Below are 26,541 nucleotides of genomic sequence, written 5' to 3' on the forward strand. Positions count from 1 at the left end.
GCCCATGCTGGAAAAAATCGTCATCGCCAACCGCGGCGAGATCGCGCTGCGTATCCTGCGCGCCTGCCACGCCCTGGGCATCAAGACGGTGGCGGTGCACTCCACCGTGGACCGCAATCTCAAGCACGTGGCGATGGCCGACGAGTCGGTCTGCATCGGCCCGGCGCCCTCGTCCGAGAGTTACCTCAACATCCCGGCGATCATCGCCGCGGCCGAGGTCACCGACGCCCAGGGCATCCACCCCGGTTACGGCTTCCTGAGTGAAAACGCCGACTTCGCCGAGCGCGTCGAGAAGTCCGGCTTCGTCTTCATCGGCCCGACCGCCAACGTCATCCGCATGATGGGCGACAAGGTCGAGGCCATCCGCGCCATGAAGGACGCCGGCGTGCCCTGCGTGCCCGGCTCCAACGGCCCGCTGCCCGAAGACGATGCCGAATGCCTGTCGCACGGCCGCGAAATCGGCTACCCGGTGATCATCAAGGCCGCCGGCGGCGGCGGCGGCCGCGGCATGCGCGTGGTGCACACCGAGGGCGCGCTGCTGACGGCCATTGCCGCCACGCGCCAGGAAGCCAAGGCCGCGTTTTCGAACGACATGGTCTACATGGAGAAGTTCCTGGAAAACCCGCGCCACGTGGAGATCCAGGTGCTGTCCGACGGCCAGGGCAATGCCATCCACCTGGGCGAGCGCGATTGTTCGATGCAGCGTCGCCACCAGAAGGTGGTCGAAGAAGCGCCGGCCCCGGGCATCACCGACGAGCAGCGCGCCGAAATCGGCCGCATCTGCACCGAAGCCTGCGTGCGCATCGGCTACCGCGGCGCCGGCACCTTCGAGTTCCTTTACGAAAACGGCCGCTTCTACTTCATCGAAATGAACACCCGCATCCAGGTCGAACACCCGGTGACGGAAATGATCACCGGCGTGGACCTGGTGAAGGAGCAGCTGCTGATCGCCAGCGGCGAGAAGCTGTCGATCCGCCAGGACGACATCCGCATCAACGGCCATGCCATCGAGTGCCGCATCAATGCCGAGGACCCGGAGAACTTCCTGCCCAGCCCCGGCCTGATCCGCCACTTCCACGCCCCGGGTGGCCCCGGCGTGCGCGTGGACAGCCACATCTACGAAGGCTACAAGGTGCCGCCGAACTACGATTCGATGATCGGCAAGCTGATCGTGCATGGCCCCGACCGCGCCACCGCGATCGCGCGCATGAAGGTGGCGCTCAGCGAAATGGTCGTCGACGGCATCAAGACCAACGTGCCGCTTCAGCAGCGCATCATGGCCGACGTCGGTTTCCAGCAGGGCGGCACCAACATCCACTACCTGGAAAAGCGGCTGGCGGAGCGCAAGGAAAAAGCGATAGGGTTGGGCTGAACCGCCCGACCCGGAGTCAAACCCTTGAAACGCGTGGGATTTTTTCTGCTTTCGCTAACGATGGCAGTGATCCTTGCCGGCTGCGAGGTCGCCAAAACGGCCGCCGACACCGCCGCCAGGATGGACCGGTCCCGTCAGTTCACGGCGGTCAGCCGGGAGCTTGATCCGACGGACCCGAATGCCGGCACCTTCATCCTGCGCACGAAATCCGGGACGGAAGCCACCTGGGTCGATGCCATGGCCCTGTTCTTCGCCGACAACCAGGTCTGTCCCGAAGGTGCCAACTTCAGCATCCTCGACATGTCGCCGAGCCAGGAAGGCCTGGCGAAGGATCCAGCCGGCGTGGTTTACCCGGCTGCCACCGTCTTCGAACTTCGGGCCCAGTGTGAAGTCGCCTTCCCGCAGGAGATCGTGATCGAGCCTGCGATCACCCAGGACGAAGCATTCGATCGCCTGCGACGTGAGTTGAGTGGCGACGGCCCGTTCGACCCGTCACGCCACCAGATGACGCGCGTCAGCTATGGCGAACTCAATCCAAAGTACAGCGCGCTGCACAAGGCCCTGGGCTACATGCTGGCCCGCGGCAACCGGGAGTGCGGAGCCACCGGCGTGCACTTCCGGAAAATCGTGGTCCTGGCGCCGGATACGCCGGAATCGCGAACGCCGGCGACCGGCCACGCCTACCTGGGCGCCGAGTACGGATGCATGGACAGGGCGTCCGCGGCGCCTGAAAGGCCAAACCCGGAGCAGGAACTCGAGGAAAACCCGTCATGAACCGATCGCTCGCCGCAATCCTTCTCGTGGTTGCCGCGGGCCTCGCCGCCTGCAGCAACGGCGTGCCACCCGCCCAGCAACTGGCCGGGGATGTCGAAATCGTCGAACTCGAGCCCGCCGGCAACGGCGCCAGGCAATTCAGGCTGAGCATTGCTGGCGACGCGCGCCATACCTTCACCGACCACGCGGTGGCGCTGATGATGGCACTCACCGCCGAACACTGCGGGGGACAGGGTTATGGCATGGGTGAGGGCCGGGAAGACTTCCCGCTCGGCAACGAGCGCCCCGTGCCGGGCCAGCCGCTTTCGATAAAGGTGACCTGCCAACTGGGCCTGCTGCCGAACCATCGGATCGTAGAAGCCGGGAGCTCCACGTTCGACGTGATCCCCTTGCCGGCAGGCAAGGACTACCTGGCCGCAAGCGCGATGCCGATGACAGACCAGGACCGCACCGTGGATGTCGTCAATCGCCTGATCGGCGACTTCGTCCGGCAGGCCTATACCGAGGACTGCGCCCAGGGCCCCCTGGTCATTGAGCGCATCGAGACCGCAACGGAGTCCGGGCCCCGCGGGTATCCGGAAACGGCGGACGGCGAAAAACTCAAAGCCCGCGTTCCACAAACACATGCCGTGCTCACCTATCGGTGTCTGGAGCAGGACCCCGACGGCGACGCCTGAACGCGGCAATGCGACAATGGCGGCCCCGCCCCCACCCCGGCCGCCATGCCCTTCCTCGAACTTGCCCTGACCGTCCGCGAGCAGGACGAAGCCCGCGCAGAGAATGCGCTGGCCGACATCGGCGCGCTGTCGGTCACCCTGCTCGATGCCGATGCCAGCACGCCCAACGAGCGGGCGTTGCTGGAGCCGGGCGTGGGCGAGCTGCCGCTGTGGCCGCACATCACCCTGCTGGCGCTGTTCCCGGCCGACACCGTGCCGGAACTGGTGCTGCATGCGCTGGACGCCTTCGACAGCGGGCTCGACCTGGCCGACGCACAGTTCCGCGAAGTCGCCGACCAGGACTGGGAGCGCGCCTGGATGGACCAGTACGAACCCCTGTCCTTCGGGCGCCGCACCTGGATCGTGCCCTGGAACATGGACGCGCCAACGGAATCGCAAGGCGGCGCCATCGTGCGCCTCGACCCCGGCCTGGCCTTCGGGTCCGGCACCCACCCGACCACGGCGCTGTGCCTGGCCTGGCTCGATTCCCTCGACCTGGCCGGCAAGACCGTGCTCGATTTTGGCTGCGGCAGCGGCATCCTGGCCCTGGCCGCGCTGAAGCTGGGCGCCGACCGCGCGGTTGGCGTCGACAACGACCCGCAGGCGCTTTCCGCCACCGCCGACAACGCCGAACGCAACGGCGTGGGCGACCGGCTTGCCGTGTTCGCGCCCGAAGACGAACCGCCCGCCACGTATCCGGTAGTGGTCGCCAACATCCTGGCCGTGGCACTCGATGCCCTGGCCGACACCCTGGCCGCGCGCGTGCAGCCGGGCGGCGTGATCGCACTGTCCGGCATCCTGCATGGGCAGGAACCGGCGCTGCTTGAACGCTACGCCGCCTGGTTCGACGACCTGCAGGCCGTGCAGGAAGGCGACTGGATGCGCATCACCGGCCGACGCCGCGCCGGCTGAGCCGGTATCCTTCGCGCCATGCCGCCCCGCCCCCCGCGTTTCGCCGCTCCCGACGTTCCCGCACCGCGCAGGCCCCGCCCGTGGGGATGGTGGGCGCTGGCAGCGGTGCTGGTCGCGAGCCTGGCGCTGCAGCTGATGCTGGCCGACCGTGCCCGCCTGGCCACGGACCCGGCCTGGCGGCCGCGGCTGGAAAGTCTGTGCGGCGTGCTCGGCTGCGGGCTGCCGGCCTGGCACGAACCCGGCGCTTTCCGCGTGACCAGCCGCGAAGTGCGCCGGCATCCGCAGGACAACCGCGCCCTGTTGATCACCACCAGCTTCCGCAACGACGCCCGTTGGGCCCAGCCCTGGCCGGTGATGGAACTCGCGCTGCACGACATCGACGGCAATGCGCTGGGCCTGCGCCGCTTCCAGCCGCACGAATACCTGGGTAGCCCGCCGGCGACCGAACTGATCGCGCCGGGCCAGTCGGCCAGCGCCACGTTGGAAATACTCGACCCCGGCCAGCGGGCCGTGGCCTTTACGTTCGACTTCCACTGACGTCGCAAAAGGCAGTCGCGGGGTCAGCAGGATTGACGTAGACTCTGCTCCCCCGTCGCCCGGCCGGCGGGTTCCGCACGGAAGCGGACAAGAACAGTGGAGCGCCCCCGAAGTGAATGTCCCGACCGCCGCCAGAGCGGAAACCAATCAGACGACGCCCAGCGGCCACACGCCCCTGCGCGAGCACGTTTCCCGTTCGGTGCGCCGCTACCTGCACGACTTCAATGGCTGTGATCCCGACGACCTGTACGAAGTGGTCCTGCGCGAGATCGAACTGCCGCTCTTCGCCGAAGTGATGCGCCACTGCGAAGGCAACCAGAGTCGCGCCGCCGCCTGCCTGGGCATCAACCGCGCCACCCTGCGCAAGAAGCTCAAGGCCTACGGCCTGGCCTGAGGCCGGTATAATCGCGGCCCTCCCCATGAGGTGCCCGATGACTGCCGACCGCCAACCCGTCCGCCGCGCGCTGCTATCCGTTTCCGACAAGACCGGCGTGGTCGAACTGGCCCGCGGCCTGCACGCGCTGGGCGTCGACCTGCTTTCCACCGGCGGCACCGCCAAGGCCCTGCGTGACGCCGGCCTGCCGGTACGCGACGTCAGCGACGTCACAGGTTTCCCGGAAATCATGGACGGCCGGGTCAAGACCCTGCACCCGAAGATCCACGGTGGCCTGCTCGGCCGCGAAGGCACCGACGACGCGGTGATGACCGAACACGGCATCGCGCCGATCGACCTGCTGGTGGTCAACCTGTATCCCTTCGTGCAGACGGTGTCCAAACCCGGCTGCAGCTACGACGACGCCATCGAGAACATCGACATCGGCGGCCCGGCGATGCTGCGCGCCACCGCCAAGAACCACGCCCGCACCAGCGTCGTGGTCGACCCGTCCGAATACGACGTCCTGCTCGAGGCGCTGCAGGCCGGCGGCACCACCGCCGCCATGCGCCGCGCCTGGGCGGCCAAGGCCTACGCGCACACCGCCGCCTACGACGGCCAGATCGCCCAGTGGCTGTCGCCGCGGGCAGACAACCCGGACGAACCCGAAGCCTGGCCGAAAACCTTCCACGCTTCGCTGCAACTCGCTTCGGCCCTGCGTTATGGCGAAAACCCGCACCAGCGCGGCGCGCTCTACGTCGAAGCCGGCGCCGGCGCCGGCATCGTCGCCACCGCGCGCTTCCTGCAGGGCAAGGAGCTCAGCTACAACAACCTCGCCGATGCCGACGCCGCGCTCGAGTGCGTAAAGGCTTTCGACGCGCCGGCCTGCGTCATCGTCAAACACGCCAACCCCTGCGGCGTCGCCGTCGCGGACAGCCTGATGGCCGCCTACGACCGCGCCCACGCCGTCGACCCGACCTCGGCCTTCGGCGGCATCATCGCCTTCAACCGCGAGCTCGATGCGGCCACGGCCGCGGAGATCCTCAAGCGCCAGTTCGTCGAAGTGGTGATCGCCCCGGCCATCGCCGCCGATGCACTCCCGGCCTTCGCGAAAAAGCCCAACGTGCGCGTACTGGCCTGCGGCGAGCTGCGCTCGGCCGGCGGCCTGGAATACAAGCGCATCGCCGGCGGCCTGCTCGTGCAGGACGCCGACACCGACGCGCTGGGCGCCGCCGACCTGAAGGTGGTCAGCAAGCTCGCACCGTCCCAGGCCCAGCTCCGCGACCTGCTGTTTGCCTGGAAGGTGGCGATGTACGTCAAGTCCAACGCCATCGTTTATGCCCGCGACCTGCAGACGGTCGGCATCGGCGCCGGCCAGATGAGCCGCGTGGTCAGTGCGAAGATCGCCGGCATCAAGGCCGAGGAAGCCGGCCTGGTGGTTCCGGGTTCGGTGATGGCCTCCGACGCCTTCTTCCCCTTCCGCGACGGCATCGACGCCGCCGCGCAGGCCGGCATCGCCGCGGTCATCCAGCCCGGTGGCTCGATGCGCGACGCCGAAGTCATCGCCGCGGCCGACGAACACGGCATGGCCATGGTCTTCACCGGCCGCCGGCACTTCCGCCACTGATGCCCATCAAGGCCAGCCAGCGCTGGTGGGTGGCGCTTGCCGTCGTGGCGGGCCTGGCCATCATTGCCACCGGCTGGTGGCGGGTCGACCAGCGCATCCGGGCCGAACGACGCGACAGCGAGGGCCTGCGCCAGGTGCAGGCCGTGCTGGAAGAGTTCCGTCGTGGCCTGCCGCAGCAATACGCGCCTGGCCTGATGCTCGAGGAAGTCGGCTTCGAAGGCCAGAACCTGGTGATGACCATCCGCAGCCTCAACCGCCGCGCCAAAGCCGACGACCCGGCCATCGCGCAGGTGGCGCAGGCCGAGAAGGCCCTGATGCTGCCGCTTTGCGACCAGCCCGACGTGCTGTACCTGCTCGCGCGCGGCGTCGTCATCACGCGCCGCTTCGTCGACGCCGAGGACAGGCGCTTTTTCGAGATCTCGCTCACCTCGGCCGATTGCGCACGCTGAGGCCGGGCCCACACTTCTGCTTCGGGGAAAAGACATGAAAGTCCTGGTGATCGGTTCCGGCGGCCGCGAACACGCCCTGGCCTGGAAGCTGGCGCAGTCGCCGCGCGTGCAGGAAGTGCTGGTCGCGCCCGGCAACGCCGGCACCGCCACCGAAACCAAGTGCCGCAACGTGGACGTGCGCGCCACCGACGTCGACGGCCTGCTCAACCTGGCCGAAACCGAAGGCGTCGGCCTGACCGTCGTTGGCCCGGAAGCGCCGCTGGTGCTGGGCGTGGTCGACCGGTTCCGCGAGGCCGGCCAGCCGATCTTCGGCCCCACCGCCGCGGCCGCGCAGCTCGAGGGCAGCAAGGCCTACGCCAAGGACTTCCTGGCCCGCCACGGCATCCCGACGGCGTATTACGCCGTGTTCGAGGATGCGGCGCTGGCCCTGCAGCACGTGCGCGACCACGGCGCGCCCATCGTCATCAAGGCCGACGGCCTGGCTGCCGGCAAGGGCGTAGTGGTGGCGATGACGGTGCAGGAAGCCGAAGCCGCCATCACCGAAATGCTAGAAGGCAATGCCTTCGGCGAGGCCGGCGCGCGCGTGGTGATCGAAGAGTTCCTGGACGGCGAGGAAGCCAGCTTCATTTCGCTGGTCGACGGCGGCACCGCGCTGCCGATGGCCACCAGCCAGGACCACAAGCGCGTCGGCGACGGCGACACCGGCCCCAACACCGGCGGCATGGGCGCGTATTCGCCGGCACCGGTGGTCACGCCGCAGGTGCATGCGCGCATCATGCGCGAAGTGGTCGAACCGACCGTGCGCGGCATGGCCGCCGACGGGGTGCCCTTCACCGGCTTCCTTTACGCCGGGCTGATGATCTCGGCCGACGGCGCGCCGAAAGTGATCGAATTCAACGTGCGCTTCGGCGACCCGGAGACCCAGCCGGTGATGCTGCGCCTGCGCAGCGACCTGCTCGACCTGGTCGAAGCCGCCATCGAAGGCCGCCTGGACCAGGTGCAGGCCGAATGGGACCCGCGCCCGAGCCTGGGTGTGGTGATGGCCGCGGAAAACTACCCCGGCACGCCGCGCACCGGTGACGCCATCGCCGGCCTGGGCACCGACCCCGGCGCCGATGCCAAGGTTTTCCACGCCGGCACCGCCATGAAAAACGGCCAGGTGGTCACCGCCGGTGGCCGCGTCCTGTGCGCCTGCGCCCTGGGCAATGACATCGCCGACGCCCAACGCCGCGCCTACGCCGCCGCCGACAACATCCACTGGGACGGCGTCTTCTACCGCGGCGACATCGGCTGGCGGGCTATCGAACGCCTGCTTGGCTGATCTTGCCCCGATCCTGCGTTGGTAGTTCAGAACACCCCGTAACAAGCACGGGTCCCGGCCGCATCCTGTAACGTGGTCGAACCGTCGAGGGGGCCGGGCAATTGCCCTGGCCCCGCGGGGCTTCAATTCGGTGCCAGCCGGCTACCGGACTCTTCAGGGGGAGTTTCCAGATGCAGACGACGTCCTTTCGCGGGGCGCGTGCGGTGTTCGCGCGTGCCTCGGTCCAGCTCCTGCGCGTCGGCCTGCTGTTGCTGGCCTCGCTGGCCGTGGCTTCGCCCGCGCTGGCCCAGGTCATGACCATCACCGGCTCCACGCCCACGACCTATTCCGGGGCGGGGCAATCGATCACCTTCAATTTCACGTTCGGGCAATCCAACCGGATCACGACGTCGATTTCCCTGGAGACCATGAATGTCGAGCTGACCGGGTTCTCCTGCGCGGGGTTGCCCCTGGCTGTATTCGGAAGCACCACCTGCACGGGCACCTACACCACGACGTCCAGCGATGTGTCCACGATCTTCCAGTACGGAACCTTTTCCTCGCTGGATCCCAATGGCATCCCGTCGGGCGGCTCCATCGCCGGGCAAGTGCAGGTGGCCTACGTCCCGGCGGCGGCGACGCCCAGTGCCAGCATCACCGTGTCGCCGGCCCAGGTGGCCGAGGACGGCGCCACCAACCTGGTCTACACCGTTACGCTCAGCGATCCGGCGCCTTCCAACCTGAGCATCGCGCTCAGTTACGGCGGCACCGCCACCCCGGGCAGCGACTACACCGGGAACACGGCCAGCCTTGCCATCGCATCGGGCGCCAGCTCGGGCTCCGTGACCATCAACCCGACCGCCGACGGCACCGCCGAGGCCAATGAAACAGTCACCGTCAGCCTCGGCGCGGGCAGCGGCTACACCCTTGGTTCGCCCAGCAGCGCGACGGGCACCCTGCTCAACGACGACGTGGTTATCGCCGTCTCGCCGACCACCCTCGCCAGCGGCACGGTGGCCTCGCCCTACTCGCAGGCTTTGGCGGCCGCGGGCGGCTCCGCCCCCTACACGTTCTCCCTCATCTCCGGCAGCCTGCCGCCGGGCATGTCGCTGTCGGCCGCCGGGCTGCTGTCCGGCACCCCGACGGCTGGCGGCAGTTTCGCTTTCACCGTCAGCGCCACCGACAACGGCGTCTTTCCCGGGCCGTATTCGGGTTCGCGCACCTATGCGCTGACCATCAGTGCGCCAACGATGTCGCTGTCGCCCTCCGCGCTGCCCGGCGGCACGCTGGGCCAGGCTTACTTCGGCGGGGTCAATGCGAGCGGCGGCATCCTGCCCTACACCTACGCGGTCACCGCCGGCGCGCTGCCCGGCGGCCTGATCGTCAACGCGTCCAGCGGAGCCATCAGCGGCACGCCGACGGCGCCTGGCACCTTCAACTTCACCCTCACTGCTACCGATTCCAGCACCGGCACCGGGCCATACGCCGGGTCAGGTGCCTACGCGATCACGGTGACCGACGTGGCGCCGGTGGCCACCGCTTCCTCGCTCACCGTGCCCTACGACAGTGCGCCGGCCAACGTGCCGCTGACCTTGTCGGGCGGCACGCCGACGTCACTTGCCATCACCACGCCGGCCGCCAACGGAACGGCGACGGTCAGCGGCACGACGATCAGCTATCAGCCGACGCCCGGTTATGCCGGCGCCGACAGTTTCAGCTACACCGCCACCAACAGCGGCGGGACCTCGGCGGCGGCGGTCGTTTCGGTCCAGGTCAGCGACCCGGTGGCCACCATCTCGGCCGGCGGCGCGCTGACGACCACCGCAAGCACGCTGTACACGGAAACCTTCACGTTCAATGGTGGCGCCCAGCCCTGGTCGGGTTACCAGGTCAACGGCCTGCCGGCGGGCCTGTCGATCACCGCCGCGTCGGCCAACACCGTGACGATCTCGGGCACGCCTGGCGCCGTGGGTACGTTCAACCTCGCCGTGTCCGGAACCGATTCGAGCACCGGCAACGGGCCTTTCGTCGTCGGCGATACGTTTGCACTGACCGTCGCGCCGCCAGTGCTGGCGCTTGATCCCGCGGCGGGCACGCTCAATGCAACCTATGGCAGCGCCTTCAGCCAGGCTTTCAGCGCGTCGGGCGGATCGGGCAGCTATGGCTATTCGCTCAGCGGGACATTGCCCGCCGGACTGGCACTGGTGGGCGACACGCTCTCGGGTACGCCGGTCGAGCCGGGCAGCTTCCCGATCACCATCACCGCCACTGACACCGGTGTCAGTGGCGTGGGGGCGCCGTTCTCGGTATCCACCAGCTATACGCTCGACGTGCCGGCCCCGGGCATCGTGCTTGACCCGGCTACCCTGCCCGACGCCGACGCCGGCATCGCCTACAGCCAGGCGCTGTCTGCCAGTGGCGGCGTGGCCCCACACACCTTCTCGATCAGCGGCGGCAGCCTGCCGACCGGTCTGGCGCTGGCGGCCAATGGCGCACTGACGGGAACGGCGACGCAGGCAGGAAATTTTGCCGTCGACGTCACCGCGACCGACGCCTTCGGGCAGACCGGCACCCGGTCCTACGCCCTGGTGGTGGCGGCACCTACGCTGGTGATGACACCGACCACGGGTGTCCTCGATCTTCCTTATGGCGCCGCGTACAGCCAGGCCTTCACCGCCTCGGGTGGCTCGGGCAGCTTCAGCTACGCGCTCACCGGGACACTGCCGGCGGGACTGTCGTTCGTGGGCAATACGCTTTCGGGCACGCCGACCGCGCCGGGCAGCTACCCGATTTCGGTAGGCGCCACCGACACCGGCCTCAGTGGCACCGGAGCGCCGTTCACGGTGGCGGTCAACTACACGCTGGACGTGCCCGCGCCGGCGATCACGATCACGCCGGCCACGCTGCCCGACGCCATCGCCGGCCAGGCCTATCCGGCCGCGCTGTCGGCCTCTGGTGGTGTCGGCCCGCACGCCTTCACCGTCTCGTCCGGCAACCTGCCGCCGGGCCTTTCCCTGGCCACGTCGGGCGCGATCAGCGGTACGCCCACTTCCAGCGGCAGCTTCAACGTCACCGTGACGGCCACCGACGCCAATGGCCAGACCGGCGACCAGGCCTACACCCTGGTGGTCGCGCCGCCGCTGCTGGACATGACGCCCGCGGCGGGCACGCTCAATGCGCCCTATGCGGTGGCCTACAGCCAGGCCTTCACCGCCTCGGGCGGCTCGGGCAGCTTCAGCTACGCGCTCACCGGGACACTGCCGGCGGGACTGTCGTTCGTGGGCAATACGCTTTCGGGCACGCCGACCGCGCCCGGCAGCTACCCGATCACCGTGACCGCCACCGACACCGGCCTCGGTGGTACCGGGGCGCCGTTCACGGTGGTGGTCAACTACACGCTGGACGTACCCGCGCCGGCGATCACGATCACACCGGCCACGCTGCCCGACGCCATCGCCGGCCAGGCCTATGCGGCCGCGCTGTCGGCCTCCGGTGGTGTCGGCCCACACGCCTTCACCGTCTCGTCCGGCAGCCTGCCGCCGGGCCTGTCCCTTGCCAGCTCGGGCGAGATCAGCGGCACACCCACCTCCAGTGGCAGCTTCAACGCCACCCTGACGGCCACCGATGCCAACGGACAGGTCGGAACGCAGGCCTATGCGCTGTTGGTCGCCGTACCCAACCTCGACCTGCAGCCCGCAAGCTTGCCTGGCGGCACCGTGGGCATCGGCTATGCCGCGACCTTGAGCACCAGCGGCGGCATCGCGCCCTACCAGTACGCGGTCACTGCGGGCAGCCTGCCCGATGGCCTGGCCCTTGGGACCGGCGGCCAGTTGACGGGTACGCCGACCGCAACGGGCAGCTTCGGCTTCACCGTGACGGTGACCGACAGCACGGCCGGCACGCCGGCCTCGCTCGACCGCGCCTACGTAGTCGACATCGTCGAGGCGCCACCCGAAGTGGCGGACGACGTGGCCACCGTGCTCGCCGGTGAAACGGTCAGCATCGCGGTCACCGCCAACGACACCAGCCTGACCCCGATCACCGGCATCAGCCTGGCCTCGCTCCCCGCGGACGGCACGGCGACGGTGGCGGGCCTGGAGATCGAATACACCGCGCCGGCCCAGGGCGTGTCTTCGGCCAGTTTCACCTACGTCGCCACGGGCGCCGGCGGGACCTCGGCACCGGCGACGGTGAGGGTGACGGTCAACCCGCTGCCGATGCCGGTGGCGCAGGCGGTGAGCACCGCCCCGGCCACGCCGGTCACGGTCGACATCACTGCCGGAGCCAGCGGGGGTCCCTTCACCGCCGCGGATATCCTGACGATCTCACCTGCCACCGCCGGTACGGCCACGCTGGCGCCGGGCGGCCAGGGCTTCCTGCTGACCTTTACGCCCGACCCCGCGTTCACCGGCGTGGCGACAATTGAGTTCACGGTCGACAACGCCTTCGCGACCTCCGATGTCACGGTGCTGGAAGTCACCGTGCAGGAGCGGCCGGATCCCAGCCAGGACCCGGACGTGGTCGGCATGATCGACGCCCAGGCCAATTCGGCACGTCGTTTCGCGCTGGCCCAGGTGGCCAACTTCCACCAGCGCCTGGAACAACTTCACCGCGGCGGCGGTGGCAGCCAGGCGAACCTCGCCTTTGCCGCCGACCGACGCTGCGAACAGCCGCTGGTGGGCCACCTGCCCGACGCCTGCAGCCAGGCCTTCGGCCTGGGCGGCGGTGCGGACACCGGCGCGAACAATGGCGACGGGTACGCCACGCCCGCGGCCGGGGACGACGCAACGGGTCGGTTCGGCAGCTGGATCGGCGGCATGATCCGCTCGGGCAAGCTCGATGCAAGCCCCGGCCGCGCCGGCCTGGACTTCGAATCCGATGGCCTCAGCGCCGGCCTGGATTACCGGGTGACCGAAGACTTCGTGATCGGTGCCGGCCTTGGCTGGGGCCAGGACGAAGTGGAAGTCGGTAACGACGGCAGCCGCGTCGAAGGCTCGGCCCGCACCCTCGCCGCATACGCCAGCTGGCATCCGGGACGGCATTTCTTCCTCGACGGCGTGCTGGGTCTGCAGGACCTGCGTTTCGACCTGCGCCGTTACCTGGTGGCAACGAACGGGTTCGTGACCGGCCGCCGTGACGGCGACCAATGGTTCGCGTCCGTCACCGCCGGCTCGGAGATCGACCGCGACGGCATGCTCATCGCGCCCTACCTGCGTTACGACACCGCGCACGCGTCGCTGGACCGCTACGTGGAATCGGGTCACCCGCTGCTGGCGCTGGCCTACGCCCCGATGGACGTGGACACCAGCGTCGCCACGCTTGGCCTGCGCATGGATTGGCGGCGGGCCAGGAGCTGGGGCAGCTTCACCCCGCAGCTGCGCCTGGAGTACCAGCAGGACCTGTCCGGCCGCTCGCTGGCCGAACTGGGTTATGCCGACCTGCCCGGTGGCCCGGTCTACGGAGTCGCCGCCAGCCGCTTCGATCGCAATCGTTTCGTGGCCGGCCTGGGCGCGATGTTCGACACCAACACCGGCTGGAACTGGCGCGTGGAGTACCGCGGCCAGCTCGGCGGCGACGGCGAGGACCACGGCGTCCAGGTGAACGTGCAAAAGCAGTTCTGACGTAGCCACCAACCGCGTGACCCTTAAGGGGCCGGGAAACCGGCCCCTTCTTCTTGCGCATATGTTCCCGACCCAAGTTTTTGGCTAGGCTTCTTCGGTCACCGGGGGAGCCAATGGCCCACAACCAGTTTGAATTGCTCGGGCAGCGACGCTTCCTGCCTTTTTTCGTCGTCCAGTCGCTGGGCGCCTTCAACGACAATGTCTACCGGCAGGCGATCATCGCGCTGCTGTTTTTCCTGGGCGTGTCCTCGGAGCAGCGCACGCTCTACACCAACCTGGCGCCGGCGCTGTTCATCCTGCCGTACTTCCTTTTTTCGGGACTGGCCGGGCAGATCGCCGAGAAGCTGGAGAAGCAGCGGCTCATCCGCATCACCACCGCGATGGAGATCGGCATCATGTCGGTCGCGGCGGTCGGCTTCCTGACCGAAAACATGCCCCTGCTGCTGGTGGCGCTGTTCGGCACCGGACTGCAGTCGACGCTGTTCGGGCCGGTGAAGTATTCGATCCTGCCCAGCGTGCTCAAGCCCGAGGAGCTGACCGGCGGCAATGGCCTGGTCGAGATGGGCACCTCGATGTCGATCCTGCTGGGCATGATCTTCGGCGGCCTCATCTTCGTGGTGGCCGGCCAGGCGGGGCCGGAGGCGGCGGCCGCGTCGATCGTGGTGCTGGCGATCATCGGCAACCTGGTCAGCCGTCTGGTGCCGCGGGTCGAGGCGTCGGCGCCGGACCTGAAGATCAACTGGAACCCGTTCCCGGAAGCGCTCAAGGCCCTGCGCCTGGCGCGCAAGCAGCTGGCCGTTCGCAACGCGATCCTGGGCATCTCCTGGTTCTGGTTCGTCGGCACGGTGCTGACCGCGCAGTTGCCGACCTACGCCGAGACCTACCTGGGCGGCGGCAGCACGCTCTACCTGTTCTGTTTCGTGCTGTTTTCGGTGGGCACCGGCGTGGGTTCGCTGCTGTGCGAAAAGCTGAGCCGCCGCACCATCGAAATCGGCCTGGTGCCGCTGGGTGCGATCGGCATGACCGTCTTCTGCGCCGACCTGTATTTCGCGCGGCCGGACCTGGCGACCGCCAGTGACCTGACCGTCCGCGACTTCGTTGCCGGCGGCAACTGGCGCATCATCGCCGACCTCACCCTGATCGGCCTGTTCGCCGGCCTGTTCATCGTGCCGCTGTTCGCGCTGGTGCAAAGCCGCACGCCGCGCGAGGAACTTTCGCGCGTGATCGCCGGCGTCAACATCCAGAACGCGGGATTCATCGTGATCGCGGCCGCGCTGGGCGTGCTGCTGCAGCGAGAGTCGCTGGCCGTGTTCGGGCTCAGGATTCCGCTACCCGGGCTGAGCATTCCCGAGCTTTTCCTGGCCCTGGCCATCGCCAACGCCGGCGTGTCGATCCTGATCTTCAGCCTGGTGCCGGAATTTTTCCTGCGCTTCCTGGCCTGGATCTACGTGTCCGTTTTCTACCGCGTCAGCATCACCGGCATCGAGGAACACGTCCCCGACGAAGGCCCGGCCCTGCTGGTGTGCAACCACGTCAGCTACATGGACCCGCTGGTGATCAGCGCCGCGGTGCCGCGGCCGATCCGTTTCGTCATGTACTACAAGATCTTCCGCATCCCGGGCATGAACTGGGTGTTCCGCGCCCACCGCGCCATCCCCATCGCCGGCGCACGCGAGGACCCGGCGGTGATGGACGCCGCGTTCGCCGAAGTAAAGGCCGCGCTCGAGGCCGGGGAGCTGGTCTGCATCTTCCCCGAGGGCGCGCTGACCAAGGACGGTGAGATCGCGGCCTTCAAGGGCGGCGTCGAACGCATCCTGGCGCAGACACCGGTGCCGGTGGTGCCGATGGCCCTGACCGGCCTGTGGGACAGCATGTGGTCGCGCCGCGACAGCCGCCTGGGCCGCCTGCGCGTGCCGCGGCGACTGCGCGCCGCCGTCGGCCTGGTCGCCGACGCGCCCGTGCCCGGCGACAGCGCCAGCGCGGCCTCGCTGGAGGCGCGCGTGCGGCAGCTGCGCGGCGACCGTCCCTGAAAGGTTTGACGGAACGCGCACGCAACCGCTAGTTTCCCCGTCGTGGTGCCCTTGCGTGCACCACGACCACTTTCCAGGGGAACACCATGATCTGCACCAACTGCGGCCACCAGAACACGGCCGGCGCCAGCGTCTGTGAACAATGCGGGGCCGCGCTTTCCGTCACCCCGCCGGTCCCGCCGATGTCGGCCGGCCCGAGCACCCCGCCGCCCCAGGCCACCGCGCCTGCCGCCGGCGCGCCGCGTGCGCCGATCCCGAACCACCTGGTGTGGGCGATCCTGGTGACGCTGTTCTGCTGCCTGCCGGGCGGCATCGTCGCCATCGTTTACGCGGCGCAGGTCGACGGCAAGGCGGCCGCCGGCGATTACGTCGGCGCACAGCAGTCATCCGACAACGCCAAGCTGTGGAGCTGGATTTCCCTGGGCGTCGGCCTGTTCGCCATCGTCGCCTGGTTCGGCCTGGTGATGCTGGGCGCCCTCGCGGATGCCGGCAACTACTGATCCCCTGCCGGGGTATCGGCGCCACCCGGTTGGCCTGGCCCTGTTGGGCCTGGCCGCCGCGGCGGGCGCCGTCGTGCTGTGGCACGTGGATCCGCGCCAGGCCGGCAGCCCGCTGCCGCCCTGCCCGTCGGAGTGGCTGACCGGGCTGTTCTGCCCCGGCTGCGGCACCACCCGCGCCCTGCATGCGCTGCTGCACCTCGACGTCGCCAGCGCCATGGCGATGAACCCGCTGCTGGTGCTTTCCCTGCCCTTCGTCGCGCTACTGCTGGCCAACCAGCTGTTCGCGCTGCCGGAAGGCTGGCGCAGCCTGGCCCGCCGAATCGGCGACGCCCGGCCCTGGGCCGTCGTGCTGATCACTTACGCAGTATTGCGAAACCTGCCGTGGGAACCGTTCTCGTGGCTGGCCCCGGGAGCATGAATTGACCACCCCGCCGCAGATGCATGCTTACGTCCCCAACCACCTGGTCTGGGCGATCCTGGCGACCCTGTTCTGCTGCCTGCCCGGTGGCATCGTCGCGCTGGTCCATGCCAGCCGCATCGACACGCTGGTGGCGGCCGGCAACGTGGCCGGCGCCCGCGAGGCCTCGGACAAGGCGCGGTTCTGGTGCCTGGTGTCGCTGTTCACGCCGCTCATCGGCCTCGTGGCCTACCTGCTGCTGCTGGCCATGGGCCTTGGCCTGGGCGCTTTGGCGAACAGCTTCTAGCCCCTGCCCCTCAACCGCGACGCCAGTCCTTCGAGTCCCGCAGCTTCGCGCGCGCCTCGGGCGAGGCGTAGAAACGGGTCAGGCCGCAGTCGGCGCAGACGCGCACCGTGAACTTGCCCGACGAGAAGAACGTGCCCAGGCCAGGCAGGTAATTTGGCGCATAACCGCCACCGGCGCTGATGCCGCCGTGGCTGTGGACGCGGGTGCCCGCACATTCGGGGCATTGATTGTGCTTTTCCAAGGCGCTCTCCGGGGCTTACACGGCCCAGCCGGCAAGCACGAACAAGGCCAGCACGCCCAGCCACAGCAGCAGGATGCGCCAGACCAGGCTCATGGCGTCGCGCAGTTCCAGCAGGGCCGGGGCCTGCGCGGGGCCATCGACGGCATAGGCTTCTTCCTCGGCCAGTTCACTGGCCACCGAGGCGCGCGCGGCGGCGCCCAGGAATCCCACGTCCAGGCGCAGGCCACCAGTCGCGTGCCAGTCGCGCCAGGCACCCACGACGCGGTCGAAATCGGCCGCCAGCGCCATCGCGAAGGTCATCAGCTGCGCCACCGGCCAGTCCAGCACCGCCAGCGCCGTGCGGGCGACGCCGCGCTGGCCCGCCGGCAGGCTGCGGCGGGCCTCGCCCTGGGCGCACAGCGACACCAGCCGGTAGCCGATGGCACCCACCGCACCGGCCACCAGGAACCAGAACAGCACCCCGAACCAGCGCCACAGTGCGCAGCGGAACACCGCCTCGACCAGCGCCGGTCCTTCGCAGACCGGCTCGCCGCCGGTGTGGAAGAGCGACTGCGCGGCTTCGCAACGGGCGTCGGGCGTGCGTGCTTCGATGATGGCCTCGACGTCCAGGTCCAGGTCGCGCGGGCCCCAGGTGTAGAGCAGCGCCAGCAGCGCGAAGGCGAAGGCCGGCAGCCCGTAGAACAGGTCGTCGACGAAGAACTGGACGGCGCCGATCGCCAGCAGCGGCAACCCCACGGCCAGCAGCAGGCCGACGCCATTGGGCCAGTCGCCGCCAGCCTGCCGGCCCAGCCAGTGCAGCCAGCCGATGAACCAGTCGTAGCGGCGCAGCAGCGGCAGCGAGGGGAAGACATGCCCCAGCAGCAGTGCAACGACGACGGCGATGAGGGCGGCGGACATGGGGGGATTCTAGCCCTGTTGGGCCAGCCATTCCTCGATGAGGGTGCGCGCGATCGATAGCCGCGGCGAAAGTTTGAGTTCGCCGCTGGCGACCTCGGCCTCGATGTCGGCCTTCGAGAACCAGCGCACCTGCTCCAGCTCGTCGCTGACCTGGGGTTCCACCGGCTCGCCCGCGGCGTGGAACCCCACCATCAGCGAGCCCGGGAAGGGCCAGGGCTGGGAGCCTGAATAACAGCTCGAATGCACCGGCACCGCGGCTTCTTCCATGACCTCGCGGGTGATGGCCTGTTCCAGCGATTCGCCCGGCTCGACGAAACCCGCCAGCACCGACCAGCGCCCCGGCGGCCAGCTGGCCTGGCGGCCCAGCAGCAGGCGCTGGCCGTCGCTGACGGCGACGATGATCGCCGGGTCGGTGCGTGGGTAGTGTTCGAGCCCGCAGCCCGGGCAGCGGGCGCTGTAGCCGGCCCGGCCGAACACCACGGCGGCCCCGCAGCCGCCGCAATGGCGATTGCGCTGCTGCCAGTGCACCAGCGCGCGGGCCTGGGCCAGGGCCGAGGCCGGCAGCGCCGGCCAGGTGGCGGCCGCTTCGCGCACGCCGAGGCGGCCCGGCAGGGGCGGGTCCAGGTCTTCGTGGGGAAGGACGAACCAGGCCGTGTCGCCGTCCAGCCCCAGCAGGCTGGCCGTGGCGGGCCGTCCGGGGGCCAGGCGGCCGCCGGTGCAGATGACGTCTTCGGGCGAGGCCTCGGCGCCGGTGGCCGGCGCGGTTTCCTTGGGCGGGCGGTGGAAGCGGGCCTGGCCTTCGGCATCGACCACCAGCACGCGCGCCGAATGCCAGCGGGCATCGAGTTCTTCAGGGTTTTCGCGCAGCAACTCGGCGCGGTCCAGGCCCGGGCCGCGGAAGGCGAAACCGGGTGGCACGGCGCTCATGCGCGGATCAGGCCGAGAAGCTGCTGCCGCAGCCGCAGGTGGTCTTGGCGTTGGGGTTGCGGATGACGAACTGCGCGCCCTGCAGGCTTTCGCGGTAATCCACTTCCGCGCCCATCAGGTACTGCAGGCTGAGCGGGTCCACCAGCAGGGTGACGCCGTCGCGCTGCAGGGCCAGGTCGTCCTCGGCCTGCTGCTCGTCGAACTCGAAACCGTACTGGAAGCCCGAGCAGCCACCGCCGGTGATGTACACCCGCAGCTTCAGGCCCGGATTGCCTTCTTCGGCGATCAGGGACGCGACCTTGGCGGCCGCGGCCGGCGTGAACTCGAGCGGGGCGTCGAGCTGCTGGTAGCTGGGATGCATTTCCATGGCGGCAAGATGGGGCCTGCGGGCCCCGCTTTCAAGCTTCCTGAGCCTCGGCCTTGCCGGTCTTGCCGCGCAGGGGCACCGCCGCGGGCGCCGATTCACCCGCCGGGCCGGTCAACTGGGCCAGCGGCGCCTCGGCGTGGATCAGGCGGCCGGTAATCATGGCGCCAGCGGCCATTTCCACCACCTTGTAGTGGATATTGCCCTGCACGCGGGCGTTGGCGGCCAGTTCGACCCGTTCGCTGGCGTAGACGTCGCCGGTCATGGTGCCGCTGATCACGACCACCGGCGCGCGCACTTCGCCTTCGATGCGGCCGTCCTCGGACAGGGTGAGCACCGCGGCCGAGCCGTCGTCGGCGACCACCTTGCCGTAGATGGTGCCTTCGACGTACAGGCCGCCGGAGAAATTGATGTCGCCGCGGATGACCGCGCGCGGGCCGACCAGGGTTTCCACGGCATTGCCGTGGCGGGGGGATTTCTTGTCACTGCCGAACATGGTTAGTCTCCTCGCGGCGCACGGGCTTCCCAGGGGAAGGCCTGCTCCACGGTACTGCCGCCCGAGCGCAACTGCACGCGGACGCGTTGGGGGGTAAAACCCTCGGGCAGCATGACGCTGCCTTCGAGCTGCTGGAAATAGCGGAACGAGAACGGTTGTCCGGTTGCATCCGGCTTCTGGAGGAGCTCGGCCCAGCCCAGGTTGACCAGGCGGCCTTCGCTGACGCCCTCGACCGACATCCGCGCTTCGCCCTTGCTGATGGCACCGCGGTTGAGGTTCTGGGTAAGGGTGACGGTGTAGCGCCAGGTGCCGCCCGACTCGCGGGCGAAAACGGCCTCGTGCACGCTCAGGCCACGGCGCTGGCCGGTGGCACCGACCAGGCGCTCGTAGAAGGCCACGTCCGCGCGCAGGGCCGAGACTTCCTCCTCGCGCTCGGCCAGCGTTGCCTGCAGCTCGGTGTTGGCGGCACGGCTGATCTGGTCGCTGCGGCGCAGGGTGGCGACGTTCTGGCGCAGCTGCCGGGCGACGTCCTCCGAGCGCGCGGCGCGTTCGCTGGTCAGGTTCAGTTCCTGGCGCAGCTGGTCGCGGCCGGGCGCGGCGCGTTCGGACGCGAACATCCAGACGGCCACCAGGCTTGCCAGCCACAGCGCCAGGCCGACCACCAGCAGCACCCGCGCGTAAGGGCGATGCGGAACGATGACGAAGCGGTGCTTGTCGGGGGCGGGGGTATTCATGACCTTAGGGGGTCGCGTCGGGACGCGGAGCCGGCCAACTTAAGCGGGCGCACCCTGCCAGCGTCAAGGCGCAGGGCCACTATACTGTGAACCACGTCACGTTCCGGGGGCCGGCATGACCGAAGCGCATATCTTCGCACTGGGGCTGGCGCTGGCCTGCCTGGCCGGCGTGCGCGCCTATTTCACCGTTTTCGGCGTCGGCCTGGCCGGGCTGATGGGGTGGGTGGACCTGCCCGACGCCCTGCAGGTGACCATGTCGCCCTGGGTGATGGGCACTGCCGGCGCGCTGGCGGTGGTGGAGTTCGCCGCCGACAAGATCCCGGGCGTGGACTCGGGCTGGGACCTGCTTCAGACCCTGGCGCGCATCCCCGCGGGCGCATTCCTGGCGGCGGCCACGCTTTCCGACGATGGCCAGCTGTCGGGCGGCGCGCTGGCCCTGGGTGGCGGCGCGGCGCTGGGCACGCACCTGCTCAAGTCAGGAACGCGCGCCGTCATCAATGCTTCACCCGAGCCGGTATCGAATTGGGCGGCCTCGGCCAGCGAGGACACCGCGGCACTGGGGGCGATTTCGGTGGTCTTCCTCTACCCCTGGGCGGCGTTGGCGCTACTTTTGGGGGTACTGTTGGCCGGCGCGCTGCTCGTGGCCTGGCTGGCACGGTGGGTCTGGCGCCTGTCCGGCAAGGCGGCTGCCGGCCGTTAACCTTCAGGGCATAATCCAAGGCCAAACAGAGGCCACTCGATGAATCCGCACGACGAGTCACGACTCGCCGCACACCGACCCGCCTTCCTGCGCCACCTTCCGCGGCGCGTGGAGAAGATCGGCCGCCGCCTGCACCACTTCCTGCAGGACGGCTGGGACATCAACGGCGTGGCCCTTCTGAACGAAGACGCGCTGAGCCTGGGCCACGCCTGCCGCCAGCACGGACTGGACCAGGCCGGCCAGCATTTCCTGCGCCTGCACGAGCTTCTGCACGACACGCTGCAGCAGCAGACGCTGCCCGAGCCTGACATCGGCGAACAACTCTGGAGCCTGGTCGAGGAAATCGGCCAGTCCGTGCCGATGGGCGCCGAGGCCGGCGCCGATCCCAGCGTGCCCCAGCGCGTGGTGCAGCAAAACGGCCGCGCCGAAACGCCGCCGGCCAACTACTGGCGTCGCTGGGGCGAAGACGCGCCCGATGCCACCGCCACCGCCATGGCCGAGGAGCCGGCGCCGCCGGCGCCTGAGCCAGCGCCGGCACCCAAGCCGGCAGCAAGACCAGCGGCCGTGAAGCCGGCCCCACCGTCGCGGTCCCGGGCCCCGACGCCGACGCCGAAGACGGCTCCGTCCCCGGCCCCGGCACCCGCCCCTGCTCCCGCCGACACCCCCGTGGATGTCACCGGCATCCGCGTCTACCACCTCACCGAACACGGGCCGCTGTCGCTGGAACTCGACCAGCGCATGGAGGCCGCCGGCTATGAAGTCGAACTGCTCGACACGCCCGAGGAACTGAGCGAGCTGCTGGGCGCGCTGCCCGCGCGCCTGGCCCTGGTGGACGCCGGTTTCAGCAGCCAGCTCGACGAAATCGGCGCCACCGTGCGCGCCGCCCGCGAACTGAGCAGCCAGCCCATCCAGCTGGTGGCCCTGAGCGAAGCCGACGACATCAACCTGCGCCTGAACGCCAAGCGCGCCGGCGTCGACCTGCTGCTGGTCGAGCCCAATGCCGCCGAGGTGCTCAAGCGCCTGGGCCAGCTGGTCAGCCCCGGCGGCGGCGAGCCCTTCCGCGTGCTCATCGTCGAAGACGACCGCAACCAGGCCCTGTTCGCCGAAGGCATCCTGCGCAATGCCGGCATGCAGACCGACGTGGTGCTCGACCCACTGGACGTGCTCGAGGCCCTGATCCGGTTCAACCCCGACCTGATCCTGATGGACCTGCATATGCCGCATGCCAACGGCATCGAGCTGACCGTGCTCATCCGCGACCAGGACGCCTTCCTGCACACGCCCATCGTGTTCCTGTCGGGCGAAGCCGATACCGACCGCCAGTTCGAAACCCTGGAAGCCGGCGGCGACGATTTCATCTCCAAGCCGGTGCGGCCAAAACACCTCATCGCCGCGGTAAGCAATCGCGTCGCCCGCCACCGCGCGTCCCAGGAACGCCAGACCCGGCGCACCGGCAGGCACCCGGAAACCGGCCTGATGCATCGCACCGAACTGCGCGAACAGGTGGCCGAGGCCCTGGCCGGCGCGCATGAGCACAGCACCGGTGGCGTGCTGTTCCTGGAAGTCGAAAGCGTGAACCTGCTGCGCGACCGCCTCGGACTGACCGTCCTGGAGCAGCTGCTGGCCGCCGTGGGCAAGCTGGTGGGCGAACAGGCCGGCCCGCGTCCGGCCACGCGGTTTGGCGACGGCAGTTTCGTGGTGCTCGACAGCGACCGCGACGAAGCCTCGCTGGAGGCCTTCGCCACCCAGCTGCGCGCGGCCCTGGTGCAACATCCGTTCACCGTGCAGGGACGCCCGCTGCGCCTGCGCGTCTCGGTGGGCGTGTGCGCCTTCAAGCATCGGTTCACCGACGTGTCCGAAATGCTGGACGTCGCCGAGCGCATGGCCCGGGAGTCGCGCACCCAGGACAAGGGCGTGCGCCGCTACCAGCCGACCCAGCCGACCGAAGCCGCGCGCGAAACCGCGCTGGTCAACGAAATCCGCGAAGCCATCGCCCGCAACAGCCTGGAACTGCTGTACCAGCCTGTCGTTGCCGTGGCCGGCAGCGACGACAGCCAGTACCAGGTGCTGCTGCGCCTGCGCGACGGCGACGGCAAGCTGCTGCCGGCGGCCGAAGTGGTGCCCCTGGCCGAGCGCGGCGACTTCATCACCGACATCGACCGCTGGGTGATGCAGGCCGCGATGAAGCTTGTGGGCGAGCGCCGTGCCGAGGGCAAGGCGCTGCGCCTTTTCGTCACCCAGTCGCCGCTGACGCTTGCCGACCCGGGCCAGGCCACCTGGCTCAAGGCCGAGCTGGCCGCCCACGACGTGCCCGGTACGTCGCTGGTGGTCGAGCTGCGCATGGAGGACGCCGCCATCCACGCCGGCACCATCCGCACCTTCTGCGATGCCATGGTGGCCGACGGCCTGCAGTTCTGCCTGAGCCAGTTCGAATCGAGCAACGACACCGACCGCCTGTTCGACGAACTGCCCCTGGGCTTCGTCAAGCTGGCACGCAAGTACACCTCGACCGCGCTGTCGCCGAACATGCGCGACGAGCTGAAGATGCTCATCGACCGCGCCCATCGCCGCGGGCTGGAGGTGATCGGCCACGGCGTCGAGGACGCGCAGGCCGCCGCCACGCTGTGGATGAGCGGCATCGATTTCATCCAGGGCAACCTGGTGCAGCAGGCCGACCGCGACATGGACTTCGACTTCCAACAGGCAGTGCTCTAGATGACGCCAAACCCGAACGACGCGCTGATCGTGCGCTGGTTGGCGATCGCGGGCGCGCTGGGCGCGGCGATCGCCGCCGCGATGGGGCATTTCAGCGAAAACTGGCTGTGGCAGTCGGCCGCGCTGATCGCCGCGCTGCTGGCCTTCGCCGGCGCCGCCGGCGTGTGGCGCGCCTACACCATGCGCAGCCGCGCCCTGCACCAGGCGGCCCAGGCCACCGGCGAGCAGACCCGCGAGGTGAACGCGCTGCAGGAAGAACTGGCCCTGCACCGCCGCCTGGAGCGCGAACTGACCGAGGCCAAGCAGGCCGCCGAGTCGGCGATGATGGCCAAGGGCGAGTTCCTGGCGACGATGAGCCACGAGATCCGCACGCCGCTCAACGGCATCATCCCGATGCTCGACCTGCTGATGAGCAGCCGCCTGCAGCCCGACCAGCAGGACATCGTGCGCACCGCCTACACGTCGGCCCGGCAGATGCAGCGCATCGTCGACGACATCCTGGATTACTCCAAGCTCGAAGCGAACAAGGTGACGCTGGAAACCACCAGCTTCAACCTGCGCGAACTGCTGGACTCGGTCATCCGGCTGATGGAAAAGCCCGCCGAGTCCAAGGGCCTGCGCCTGAACCTGCAGATCGACGCGTCCGTGCGCCTGGCCGTGCGCGGCGACCCCGTGCGCCTGCGCCAGGTGCTCACCAACCTGCTTTCGAACGCGGTCAAGTTCACCGAACGTGGCTCGGTCAACCTGGCGGTGAGCCGCCGCGGCGAGACCCGCAGCCAGCACGAGCTGCGCTTTGAAATCGTCGATACCGGCATCGGCATCGCCAAGGACGCGCGCCTGTTCCGCGCCTTCAGCCAGGCCGATGCCAGCACCACGCGGCTTTACGGCGGCACCGGCCTGGGCCTGGTCATCTGCAAGCGCATCGTCGACCTGATGGGCGGCACCATCGGCGTGGAATCCGAACCCGGCCGTGGCAGCACCTTCTGGTTCGAAGTGCCGCTGCTCAAGGCGGCCGGCGACGTGCAGGGCCAGCGCACCGACCTCAACGGCGCCCGCGTGCTGCTGCTCTCCACCGACGCGGCGCTGCGACAGCGCATTGGCCAGGCCGCGCCCGGCTGGGGCGCCACCCTCACCCAGACCGAAACCACCCAGGACGCGCTGACGAAGCTGCGCAGCGCCCTTCAGCGGGGCGCCAACTGGAGCTTCGACCTGATGCTGGTGGACCTGCACAGCGTTCGCAGCACGGTGATCGCCCTGCACCGCAACCTGCGCCGCACGCCCGAGCTCGAAGACCTGCGCGTGGCCTACCTGCACGGCGAAGAAGCGGTGGCCGCCGAACTGGTGCAGGGCCCGAACGCGCTGGTGCTGCCTCGCGCCATCGGCGGCGGCGAACTGCGCAACGCGCTGATGGGTTTCCTGTCGGCCGGGCCGGCGCAGCCCAGCCTCAGCGACGAGGCCCAGGCCCTGTCCGAACGCGAGCTGGTGGTGCCGGGCGCCGTGCCCGAGCCCGACCCGCCCAAGGGCCGCCTGCGCGGGCGCCTGCTGCTGGTCGAGGACAACCCGGTGAACCTGATGGTGGCCCAGCGCCTGGTCGGCCTGCTCGGCCTGCAGTGCGAAACCGCCGACAACGGCGAAAAGGCCCTCGACCGGATGATGCAGGGCAACCTGGACATCGTGCTGATGGACTGCCAGATGCCGGTGAAGGACGGTTACACCGCCACCCGCGAATGGCGCCAGCACGAAACGGCGAACAACCTGCCGCGCCTGCCCGTGATCGCCATGACCGCCAACGCCATGGCCGGCGACCGCCAGAAGTGCCTGGACGCCGGCATGGACGACTACCTGTCAAAGCCGGTGGACCGCCGCCTGCTCGAAGCCACGCTGGCGCGCTGGCTGGCGGCGCGACCGGTGTCGGCCGACGCGCTGCCGCCGCCCCCGGTGGTGGCGCCGCCCCCGATGGCCGCGCGCCCGGCACCGCCCGCCATCCCGCGCCCGAGCCCGACCTTCCCGTCGCGCTCCGCTGCCTCCGCGCCCGCCCCGGTGGCGCCGCGGATCCCGCAGCCGGCCGCCACCGCACCGGCCCGTCCGCCGGCGCCGGCAGCGCGGCCCGAGCCGATGTCGACCCAACTGCGCGGCGAAGCCCCGGTGACGCCGCCGCCGGTGCTGGCCAATGAAGTGGTGGACGAACTGCGCGCGGTCATGGGCAACGAGTACCTGAGCCTGGTGCGCCTGTTCCTGGAAGACGCGCCCAAGCACGTCAGCACGCTCGAAGCGGCGGCATCCGCGGGCGACATGCCGGCGATGGTGGCGCCGTCGCACACCCTCAAGTCGGCCAGCGCCAACCTGGGTGCCATGGCCCTGTCGGCCGCCGCCAAGCGCATCGAACTGGGCGCCCGCCAGGGTGTGCTGCCGCGGCCGGCGGTGGCGGTGGCGGTGCTCGAGAGCGAGTTCCGGCGGGCGGCGCTGGCCTTGAACGCCCTGCTCAAATAGCCGGCCCTGCAAGGCAAGCGGAACGAAAAAGGCCCGGCATCGCTGCCGGGCCTTTCGTTTTC

Annotated in this window: 23 protein-coding genes and 1 pseudogene; 18 read left to right on the top strand and 6 right to left on the bottom strand. The window is 69.5% G+C overall.

The window, feature by feature from the left end:
- Positions 1-4 precede the first annotated feature (4 nt).
- The 15 genes and pseudogenes from accC (at position 5) to ACYVJH_RS09275 (ending at position 16,915) form a co-directional block, all read left to right on the top strand.
- Positions 5-1,372 carry an acetyl-CoA carboxylase biotin carboxylase subunit gene (gene accC / locus ACYVJH_RS09205; protein ID WP_460454354.1) on the top strand — a complete coding sequence of 456 codons (1,368 nt, stop codon included), beginning with the start codon at positions 5-7 and terminating at the stop codon, positions 1,370-1,372.
- 60 nt (positions 1,373-1,432) lie between these two features.
- Complete coding sequence (locus ACYVJH_RS09210) at positions 1,433-2,146, top strand: hypothetical protein (protein WP_460454355.1); 714 nt, start codon at positions 1,433-1,435, stop codon at positions 2,144-2,146.
- The gene (locus ACYVJH_RS09215) at positions 2,143-2,823 is read left to right on the top strand and encodes a hypothetical protein (RefSeq protein WP_460454356.1); all 681 of its coding nucleotides are present in this window, start codon (positions 2,143-2,145) and stop codon (positions 2,821-2,823) included. Before ACYVJH_RS09210 ends, ACYVJH_RS09215 begins: the two co-directional genes overlap by 4 nt.
- 45 nt (positions 2,824-2,868) lie before the next feature.
- The gene (gene prmA / locus ACYVJH_RS09220; protein WP_460454357.1) at positions 2,869-3,774 is read left to right on the top strand and encodes a 50S ribosomal protein L11 methyltransferase; all 906 of its coding nucleotides are present in this window, start codon (positions 2,869-2,871) and stop codon (positions 3,772-3,774) included.
- Between the two features lie 18 nt (positions 3,775-3,792).
- A complete protein-coding gene (locus ACYVJH_RS09225) occupies positions 3,793-4,311 on the top strand; it encodes a DUF3426 domain-containing protein (RefSeq protein ID WP_460454358.1) in 519 nt (172 codons plus the stop codon).
- A 112-nt stretch (positions 4,312-4,423) separates the two neighbouring features.
- On the top strand, positions 4,424-4,705 hold the full coding sequence (fis, locus tag ACYVJH_RS09230; protein WP_188665584.1) for a DNA-binding transcriptional regulator Fis: 282 nt from the start codon (positions 4,424-4,426) through the stop codon (positions 4,703-4,705).
- Between the two features lie 37 nt (positions 4,706-4,742).
- Positions 4,743-6,311, top strand: coding sequence for a bifunctional phosphoribosylaminoimidazolecarboxamide formyltransferase/IMP cyclohydrolase (purH, locus tag ACYVJH_RS09235; protein ID WP_460454359.1), 1,569 nt, complete (start codon positions 4,743-4,745; stop codon positions 6,309-6,311).
- Entirely contained in the window at positions 6,311-6,760 is a 450-nt protein-coding gene (locus tag ACYVJH_RS09240; protein WP_460454360.1) for a hypothetical protein, read from the top strand. The genes purH and ACYVJH_RS09240 overlap by 1 nt, the downstream gene beginning before the upstream one ends.
- Before the next feature lie 34 nt (positions 6,761-6,794).
- The gene (purD, locus tag ACYVJH_RS09245) at positions 6,795-8,081 is read left to right on the top strand and encodes a phosphoribosylamine--glycine ligase (RefSeq protein ID WP_460454361.1); all 1,287 of its coding nucleotides are present in this window, start codon (positions 6,795-6,797) and stop codon (positions 8,079-8,081) included.
- 170 nt (positions 8,082-8,251) lie between these two features.
- Positions 8,252-13,681 (top strand): putative Ig domain-containing protein, encoded by a 5,430-nt coding sequence (locus ACYVJH_RS09250; RefSeq protein ID WP_460454362.1) that lies wholly within the window; start codon positions 8,252-8,254, stop codon positions 13,679-13,681.
- A 113-nt stretch (positions 13,682-13,794) separates the two neighbouring features.
- Positions 13,795-15,711: an MFS transporter gene (locus tag ACYVJH_RS09255; RefSeq protein WP_460454363.1), complete on the top strand. Its 1,917-nt coding sequence runs from the start codon at positions 13,795-13,797 to the stop codon at positions 15,709-15,711.
- 86 nt (positions 15,712-15,797) lie between these two features.
- Positions 15,798-15,863 (top strand): annotated as a pseudogene (locus ACYVJH_RS09260) (zinc-ribbon domain-containing protein); the annotation flags it as partial.
- 30 nt (positions 15,864-15,893) lie between these two features.
- Complete coding sequence (locus tag ACYVJH_RS09265; RefSeq protein WP_460454433.1) at positions 15,894-16,211, top strand: CD225/dispanin family protein; 318 nt, start codon at positions 15,894-15,896, stop codon at positions 16,209-16,211.
- Positions 16,195-16,629 (top strand): DUF2752 domain-containing protein, encoded by a 435-nt coding sequence (locus ACYVJH_RS09270; protein ID WP_460454364.1) that lies wholly within the window; start codon positions 16,195-16,197, stop codon positions 16,627-16,629. Before ACYVJH_RS09265 ends, ACYVJH_RS09270 begins: the two co-directional genes overlap by 17 nt.
- Before the next feature lie 19 nt (positions 16,630-16,648).
- On the top strand, positions 16,649-16,915 hold the full coding sequence (locus ACYVJH_RS09275; protein WP_460454434.1) for a CD225/dispanin family protein: 267 nt from the start codon (positions 16,649-16,651) through the stop codon (positions 16,913-16,915).
- 10 nt (positions 16,916-16,925) lie between these two features.
- Here ACYVJH_RS09275 and ACYVJH_RS09280 read toward each other — a convergent pair whose 3' ends face one another.
- From ACYVJH_RS09280 to ACYVJH_RS09305, 6 genes are read right to left on the bottom strand one after another with little or no spacing between them, the layout of a single operon-like run.
- Complete coding sequence (locus ACYVJH_RS09280) at positions 16,926-17,156, bottom strand: zinc ribbon domain-containing protein (RefSeq protein WP_460454365.1); 231 nt, start codon at positions 17,154-17,156, stop codon at positions 16,926-16,928.
- 15 nt (positions 17,157-17,171) lie between these two features.
- A complete protein-coding gene (locus ACYVJH_RS09285) occupies positions 17,172-18,053 on the bottom strand; it encodes a hypothetical protein (RefSeq protein WP_460454366.1) in 882 nt (293 codons plus the stop codon).
- Between the two features lie 9 nt (positions 18,054-18,062).
- Positions 18,063-18,980, bottom strand: coding sequence for an NAD(+) diphosphatase (gene nudC / locus ACYVJH_RS09290; RefSeq protein ID WP_460454367.1), 918 nt, complete (start codon positions 18,978-18,980; stop codon positions 18,063-18,065).
- A gap of 7 nt (positions 18,981-18,987) precedes the next feature.
- A complete protein-coding gene (gene erpA / locus ACYVJH_RS09295; RefSeq protein ID WP_188665610.1) occupies positions 18,988-19,347 on the bottom strand; it encodes an iron-sulfur cluster insertion protein ErpA in 360 nt (119 codons plus the stop codon).
- 31 nt (positions 19,348-19,378) lie between these two features.
- A complete protein-coding gene (locus ACYVJH_RS09300) occupies positions 19,379-19,840 on the bottom strand; it encodes a bactofilin family protein (protein WP_460454368.1) in 462 nt (153 codons plus the stop codon).
- 2 nt (positions 19,841-19,842) lie between these two features.
- The gene (locus tag ACYVJH_RS09305) at positions 19,843-20,574 is read right to left on the bottom strand and encodes a DUF6776 family protein (protein WP_460454369.1); all 732 of its coding nucleotides are present in this window, start codon (positions 20,572-20,574) and stop codon (positions 19,843-19,845) included.
- Positions 20,575-20,689: 115 nt separating this feature from the next.
- On the opposite strand from ACYVJH_RS09305, the gene ACYVJH_RS09310 reads away from it, so the two are divergent.
- Genes ACYVJH_RS09310 through ACYVJH_RS09320 form a run of 3 tightly spaced genes read left to right on the top strand, consistent with a single transcriptional unit; the run spans position 20,690 to position 26,479 of the window.
- Positions 20,690-21,274, top strand: a complete 585-nt coding sequence (locus tag ACYVJH_RS09310) for a DUF4126 domain-containing protein (protein ID WP_460454370.1) — start codon at positions 20,690-20,692, stop codon at positions 21,272-21,274.
- Positions 21,275-21,313: 39 nt separating this feature from the next.
- On the top strand, positions 21,314-23,989 hold the full coding sequence (locus ACYVJH_RS09315; protein ID WP_460454371.1) for an EAL domain-containing protein: 2,676 nt from the start codon (positions 21,314-21,316) through the stop codon (positions 23,987-23,989).
- Positions 23,990-26,479, top strand: coding sequence for a hybrid sensor histidine kinase/response regulator (locus ACYVJH_RS09320; RefSeq protein ID WP_460454372.1), 2,490 nt, complete (start codon positions 23,990-23,992; stop codon positions 26,477-26,479).
- Positions 26,480-26,541: the final 62 nt, after the last annotated feature.

This window comes from Arenimonas aestuarii, assembly GCF_054781715.1.